Source organism: Desulfosporosinus lacus DSM 15449, assembly GCF_900129935.1.
GTDB classification, from domain to species: Bacteria; Bacillota; Desulfitobacteriia; order Desulfitobacteriales; family Desulfitobacteriaceae; genus Desulfosporosinus; species Desulfosporosinus lacus.
Window position 1 is genome coordinate 34,436 of record NZ_FQXJ01000031.1, and the last position, 6,508, is coordinate 40,943.

Consider the following 6,508-nt stretch of genomic DNA (forward strand, 5'->3'; position numbering starts at 1 on the left):
GGATAAAGGTGATAAATTTGGACTATAGCACGCTCGGACACTTAACACAGATATTTGGCCCATCAGGTTCCGAAGAGCTGGTCGCGAAATATATATCCACTCAGTTGCGGCCTTATTGTGACGAACTAAAGACAGACACTTTAGGAAATCTCATCGTCACGCGTCATGGAACTGGTAAAAAAATCATGGTTGCTGCTCATATGGATGAAATCGGCTTGATGATCACTCATATCGATCAAGAGGGGTTCTTGCGTTTTACCCCCCTCGGTGGAGTGCGCATCCCTAACTTAGTTGGACAGAGAGTTGAGTTGAGTAAGGGGAGGGTAGGAACAGTTGGAGTTGAAAAGTTAGATAAGCCGAGCGATTTCAAACTTGATAAACTCTATCTGGATATTGGCGCATCTTCGCGGGAAGAAGCGGAACAGATTGTCCACATAGGAGAAACGGCAGTTTTTATGGGAGATTTCGTGGAATCCGGATCTAGAATCATAGCCAAGGCCCTTGATGACCGGATTGGTTGTTTTATAGCAATGGAAGCCTTTAAACGTACTAAGTCCCCTCATGAATTGGCGTTTGTTTTTACGGCGCAAGAAGAAATTGGGACTCGCGGTGCCAAAACGGCTGCCTATGCTCTTGAACCTGACTTAGCAATTGCTGTGGATGTCACAGCTACCGGAGATACCCCTAAAGCACATACTATGTCTGTTAAGTTAGGAAGTGGTGTGGGGATCAAAGTCCTCGATCGTTCTATGATCACCTCTCCACAAATTAAGCGTTGGATGGCAGCGGTTGCCACTGAACGAAATATTCCCTTCCAGTGGGAGATTTTAGAGTATGGGGGGACAGATTCTGGAGCTATTCATTTGTCCAGGGGAGGAGTACCTTCAGGAGTGTTATCCATACCGACTCGATATGTGCACAGCCCGGCTGAAATGATTGACACACGTGATGTTAAAGCTGCTGTGGATTTGCTTGTGGCTCTGTTAGAGAGCGCTGCAGAATTATAGAAGAGAGACTCATCGGCGTCTGCAAGGGGCTTCTCGTTTTGATGACGTGAAGTCCTTATTTTTATGCAATGATGGCCTTGAAGCTTATTCACTGAGGAATTCGCAAATTATGAAAAGATATTGAATTTCGAGCTTGTGACATATATATTATTAGCTAGATATATACTTTTAGCCATATAGGCAGAGAGGATGAAACTATGGTTAACACCTTAATTTCGTCAGACATTGTGATTACCCAGGGATTACAGACCTTCTCCAGTAATCAAGTAGGTTTACCATGAAGCGTTGTTGGAACGGGTCTGTAAGGTAGACGGCCACGTATACTTTCCAATCGGTACATAAAAGAATAAACAGAATAAGGAGAGTAGTAAGTCATGCCGGTTAAACACGCCATCTTAGGTATTTTAAAAGAAGCCCCACGCCATGGATATGAACTAAAAAGTATTTTTGATGCGCGAATAGGGAACTTCTGGAACCTTAATTACGGACAAATCTACACCACACTAGACAGGCTGGATAAAGAAGGACTCGTTAGCGGAACTGAAGAAGAGCAAAGTTTTCGGCCAGACAAGAAAGTGTACGATATTAGCCCGCAAGGGGTCCGGGAGTTAGAGCGTTGGCTCCAAGAACCGGCTACCAAACCAAGGGCTTTACGAGATGAATTCTTTATAAAATTAGTGTTCATTAGCAGGGAGAATCCGGAACTTGCGCTCCAACTCCTTGAACGACAGACTCAAATATACATGGAGCAAATGAGAGAACTGACAGAAACTAAGTACCGCCTGAGCAAAGGTGGGATTAACCGGGAGAATATGATGACTGATCTTCTCACAGATGCGGCATTGTATCACGCGGAAGCCGATGTGCGGTGGTTGAGCCATGTAGAAGCCAAGATCCTTGAGTATGCCAGGACATAGGTGTTCCTTTTGACTGAATTTCCTTCGGTCCCCTTATCCATTTGGAGAAGGGGACCGAAGGTTTTTTCATTGACAGGATCTTAAAATACTAGTGTTCTTAGAGACAGCGATTTGTTGAAGTTAACGCTTTAAAGTTGTTTTTTCGCTTATTATGCGGGGATATAGTATTTAATTAATTTACTTGGCAGTTTATGTAACATAATGGGTAATTTTACAAGTTATAAAATTATCTATCAATTGAAGTCAATTTTCTCTAAGTATATACTAATAGCTAGATATATACTTTTAGCTATTGTAATATCCTTTTAGCCACGGCGTTTGGGGAGTGTCGAAACGTGCTTCATAAGGGCTAGTTTATCAATAAATCAGTGCCGAGACTGATATTAACGAGGAGTTATATCAGTTTTAAGGTAGGTATTAAGGAAGGAGGGAATAAGGTTACAACTTACATCTCGAAAGGAAGTGAACTGGCACTAAAGCTGAGTGAAAGGAGAGAATAAAATGTCAGATAATTTTGCTGCAGTGGGACTGTTACTTGCGTTTGCAGTGGTTTTACCGATCGTAGTGATGACTATTGTGCATCTGCTGGCACCCCATAAGCCGCATAAGGAAAAATTAACAACCTATGAATGTGGTAATTTGCCAATTGGTAAGGCCTGGATTGGATTCAAAAGTAACTACTTTCTTTATGCTATTGTCTTTGCCGCCTTTAGTGTAGAAACAATCTTTTTGTATCCTTGGGCATTGACGTTCCGTAAACTAGGGACCTTTGCTTTTGTAGAAATGTTTGTCTTCATGATTATTCTCATCGTCGGTTTTTGGTACGCTTGGAAGGAAGGTGCTTTGGAGTGGATGTAAAAAGGGAGATGGAGCTGCGCGATGCTGAGGCTATGGAAGAAAAAAATATTTTGCTTACCAGCATAGAAAAGTTCTTGAACTGGGGCCGAGTGCATTCTTTTTGGCCTAATTCATTCGGTCTGGCTTGTTGTGCGATTGAGATGGCATCAACAGGAAATCCCCGTTATGACTTATCTCGTTTCGGGTATGAGGTGTTCCAAGCTTCGCCGAGACAAGCTGATTTAATGATTGTGGCAGGAACATTGACGAGGAAAATGGCACCAGTAGCACGGCGTATCTATGATCAAATGCCAGAGCCTAAATGGGCTATTGCCATGGGCAATTGTGCCTGCTCAGGGGGGCCGTTTGCAGACTCCTATGCTGTGGTACCGGGGGCGGATAGCATAATTCCGATTGACGTCTATATACCAGGATGCCCACCCAGGCCGGAATCTTTGATTTTTGGGATGTTACAACTTAAACAGAAGATCCAAAATCCTGCTAAGGCGAGGTTAATTAAGTATGGTAAGTGATATTTTGAGAGTCCGAGTGAGCGAATTAGCTGCCAGGTTTAACGGAGAAGTTGAAGAGAACATGGGCGAGCTTGAATTAACTGTTGATGGCCGATACATATTAGAAGCTTTAACTGATGCTAAGAACTTTGCAGATGTCCCATGTGATTTTTTGCATGACCTATGTGGAATGGATCTGGGGGATCACCTCGAAGTTGTTTACCAATTATCCAGTCTTCGCGGTCCTCAGCGTTTACGTATTATAGCCAGAGTTGAGCGGGATAATCCTGTGATTAACTCAGTTACTCAGATCTGGAAGGGGTCAGACTTTTTAGAGCGTGAAGCCTTCGATATGTTCGGCTTGCAATTCAGAGGACATCCAAATTTGAAACGTATCTATATGTGGGATGATTTTGAAGGATATCCAATGCGGAAGGATTATGTGATTGAGAGTCATGAACAACGTGCTGTTATGAGAGTAAGAAAAGAAGGGGAATAGGTGGGGAAACTATGATGATTGAAGGAACTCAAGAGTACTCCTTAAACATGGGCCCCCAACACCCGAGTACGCATGGCGTGTTTCGCATGGTGGTCCATTTGGATGGAGAGGTTGTTACTAAAGTTGAACCCAAAATCGGCTATCTCCATCGTGGTCTGGAAAAAATGGCAGAAAGTCGAACTTATACTCAGTTTATTCCGTACACAGACCGCTTAGATTATCTGGCAGGTCCACATAACAGTCTTGGTTACGTCCAAGCAGTTGAGAAATTGATGGATACAGAAGTGCCTGAGCGTGCTGAGTACCTCCGCATCATCTTTGCAGAATTAGGGCGGATTGCCAGTCATTTGGTTATGATCGCGAGTGGATCTTTAGATATTAGCGGCTGGACTCCCTGGAGTTATTGTTTCCGTGACCGCGAGCGGATCCTCGACCTGTTTGAAATGACGGCGGGCAATCGTATGACTCCCAATTACTTCCGAATCGGCGGGGTCAGTCAAGATGTTCCGGAGGAGTTTATGCCTGCCCTTAAGAGTTTTCTAGAGGATATGCCTGAGATGATTGAGGAGTACTATGGTATCTTTTTCGGGAATGAGATTGCTCAATCACGCATGAAAAGTGTTGGGATTCTTCCTAAGGAATTGGCAGAAAATCTGCTGATAACTGGGGCCAATCTACGGGCTTCTGGAGTACAGTATGACGTGCGTAAGGCTGAGCCTTACGGTATTTACGACAGGTTTGATTTCGAGATCCCGGTGTTGTATGGATGCGATACCTATGACCGGCACTTTATTCGACTGCTGGAGATCCAAGAGAGTAAAAAGATTATCGAACAGGCTTACAAAGACATCCCAGCAGGCCCTGTGATGACGAAGGTTCCTAAGGTGCTTAAGCCGCCGGTTGGCAAAGTTTATCACCGAGTTGAGAACCCTAAGGGAGAAATGGGTTGGTACATTGTTAGTAATGGGTCGACGAAACCGGCTCGAGTTCGGATTCGTACCGGTGCATTTGTTAACGTTCAAATGCTGCCTGAGATAGTTAAAGGTTGGAAGATACAAGATCTTGTGACTATTTTCGCATCTATGGATCTTGTTTTAGGGGAAGTGGATAAGTAAGAAATTTTCAATGAGGGGAGAAGAAGATGGACGCTTTAAACAATCTGTTTGTAAATATTGCGGCCGCCATCCGTGGACTTTTTGCCGATTCCCACTCGTTTGGAGCTGACTTGAGCATTAATATTATCGTATTTATTATGCTCTTTTTGATTATGGTCGTTGCAGCTTTGTTTCTTAGTTTGGTGGAACGCAAATTTGCCCACTGGGTATCACAGAGATCAGGTCCCAATAGACTTGGGCCACACGGCTGGTTCCAATTTATCGCTGATGCGGTGAAAATGTTGGGTAAGGAAGATATTACCCCTGCCAATGTCGATAAATTCCTCTTTAAAATGGCTCCCATGATGCTAGTAGGTGTTACCTTGATGGTATTTGGTGTCATTCCTTTTGGTGAAGAAATGGTCGCCATTGACCTTGACCTGGGTATACTTTACTTTTTTGCAGTTTCTTCATTAACAACCTTGGGGATCTTAATGGCCGGATGGGCATCCAATAATAAATACTCTTTGCTAGGGGGACTGCGGGCAGTAGCTCAAATGATCAGTTACGAAATACCCTTGATCTTTTCTTTACTAGGGGTAGTCATGATTACTCAGACCTTTAATTTATCAGCCATTATTGAAGCTCAGAAAACCATTCCTTTTATTTTCCTTCAACCTTTGGCTTTTCTAATTTTCCTGATAGCTGGGATTGCGGAGACTAATCGGGCTCCTTTTGATCATGTCCAAGGAGAACAAGAGATCGTCGCCGGACCGTTCACGGAATACTCCGGACTTAGGTGGGGATTGTTCATGCTGGCCGAATACGGTAATGTGGTCGCCACATCGGCAATCGCTGTTACGATGTTCCTGGGTGGTTGGTACGGTCCTGAATTCCTACCCGGGTGGTTATGGTTTATTCTCAAGATCTGGTTAGTAATTTTCTTAATGATGTGGGTTCGGTGGACCTTTGTCCGGATGAGAATCGATCATCTTATGCATTTTGCCTGGAAGATCTTACTTCCTTTAGCGTTAGTCAATATCTTCTTAACAGGTCTGGGCATTTATGTTTACGATTTATTCATTGTGCGGATTGGAGGGTAAAAGAGTGTTTGGTAAAGGTTTATTAAAAGGCTTGAGTATTACAATTAAACGTCTCTACGGACCTAATCTTACAGAATATTATCCTGAAGTAAAGCCGATTCTTCCCACCCGTACACGGAGTTCTATGGTTCTTGAACCTGAAAAGTGTATTTCTTGCGGGCTTTGTATCAACGCTTGTCCGAATCAGGTTATTATTCTAACCAGCGAAAAGGATGAGAAAAATAAGAAAGTATTACAGACTTACCATATGAACATGGGCCGCTGCTTGTTGTGCGGGTTATGTACGGAAGCCTGCCCAACCAAAGCCCTTAAACTCTGCCAAGTCTATGAGAATGCGGTCTACCATCGCCAAGAATTACTTTGGGACATGATAGCGCGTTCCAAACAAGCGAACATATCAAGCGGGAAGGTGGAGTGAGGGTGAGCACAATCGTTTTCTTTATTTTTGCGATTCTGTCGATTGCAGCAGCTTGGAGTGTTGTGACCTCCAAGAACATTGTGCACAGTGCGCTCTATCTGGCTCTGTCTTTCTCTGGAGT

At 43.6% G+C, this 6,508-nt stretch carries 8 protein-coding genes and 1 pseudogene; all 9 read left to right on the forward strand.

The window, feature by feature from the left end; all coding sequences use genetic code 11:
- The first annotated feature begins 8 nt into the window (after positions 1–8).
- Positions 9–1,007: a M42 family metallopeptidase gene (locus BUB11_RS24475; protein ID WP_427846333.1), complete on the forward strand. Its 999-nt coding sequence runs from the start codon at positions 9–11 to the stop codon at positions 1,005–1,007.
- A gap of 374 nt (positions 1,008–1,381) precedes the next feature.
- Positions 1,382–1,924 carry a PadR family transcriptional regulator gene (locus tag BUB11_RS24480; RefSeq protein ID WP_073033050.1) on the forward strand — a complete coding sequence of 181 codons (543 nt, stop codon included), beginning with the start codon at positions 1,382–1,384 and terminating at the stop codon, positions 1,922–1,924.
- A 501-nt stretch (positions 1,925–2,425) separates the two neighbouring features.
- Complete coding sequence (locus BUB11_RS24485) at positions 2,426–2,782, forward strand: NADH-quinone oxidoreductase subunit A (protein ID WP_073033052.1); 357 nt, start codon at positions 2,426–2,428, stop codon at positions 2,780–2,782.
- Positions 2,773–3,294 (forward strand): NADH-quinone oxidoreductase subunit B, encoded by a 522-nt coding sequence (locus BUB11_RS24490; RefSeq protein WP_073033054.1) that lies wholly within the window; start codon positions 2,773–2,775, stop codon positions 3,292–3,294. The genes BUB11_RS24485 and BUB11_RS24490 overlap by 10 nt, the downstream gene beginning before the upstream one ends.
- A complete protein-coding gene (locus BUB11_RS24495; protein WP_073033056.1) occupies positions 3,284–3,772 on the forward strand; it encodes an NADH-quinone oxidoreductase subunit C in 489 nt (162 codons plus the stop codon). The genes BUB11_RS24490 and BUB11_RS24495 overlap by 11 nt, the downstream gene beginning before the upstream one ends.
- Before the next feature lie 11 nt (positions 3,773–3,783).
- Entirely contained in the window at positions 3,784–4,887 is a 1,104-nt protein-coding gene (locus BUB11_RS24500; protein WP_073033058.1) for an NADH-quinone oxidoreductase subunit D, read from the forward strand.
- Positions 4,888–4,913: 26 nt separating this feature from the next.
- On the forward strand, positions 4,914–5,969 hold the full coding sequence (nuoH, locus tag BUB11_RS24505) for an NADH-quinone oxidoreductase subunit NuoH (protein WP_073033060.1): 1,056 nt from the start codon (positions 4,914–4,916) through the stop codon (positions 5,967–5,969).
- 4 nt (positions 5,970–5,973) lie between these two features.
- Positions 5,974–6,387 (forward strand): NuoI/complex I 23 kDa subunit family protein, encoded by a 414-nt coding sequence (locus BUB11_RS24510; RefSeq protein WP_073033063.1) that lies wholly within the window; start codon positions 5,974–5,976, stop codon positions 6,385–6,387.
- A 2-nt stretch (positions 6,388–6,389) separates the two neighbouring features.
- Positions 6,390–6,508 (forward strand): annotated as a pseudogene (locus BUB11_RS28595) (NADH-quinone oxidoreductase subunit J family protein); the annotation flags it as partial.

Excerpts from the sequence above, each read along its gene's own strand:
- BUB11_RS24480 (WP_073033050.1), top strand. The coding sequence starts at position 1,382 with ATGCCGGTTAAACACGCCATCTTAGGTATTTTAAAAGAAGCCCCACGC.
- nuoH (WP_073033060.1), top strand. The coding sequence starts at position 4,914 with ATGGACGCTTTAAACAATCTGTTTGTAAATATTGCGGCCGCCATCCGT.
- BUB11_RS24500 (WP_073033058.1), top strand. The coding sequence starts at position 3,784 with ATGATGATTGAAGGAACTCAAGAGTACTCCTTAAACATGGGCCCCCAA.
- BUB11_RS24495 (WP_073033056.1), top strand. The coding sequence starts at position 3,284 with ATGGTAAGTGATATTTTGAGAGTCCGAGTGAGCGAATTAGCTGCCAGG.
- BUB11_RS24485 (WP_073033052.1), top strand. The coding sequence starts at position 2,426 with ATGTCAGATAATTTTGCTGCAGTGGGACTGTTACTTGCGTTTGCAGTG.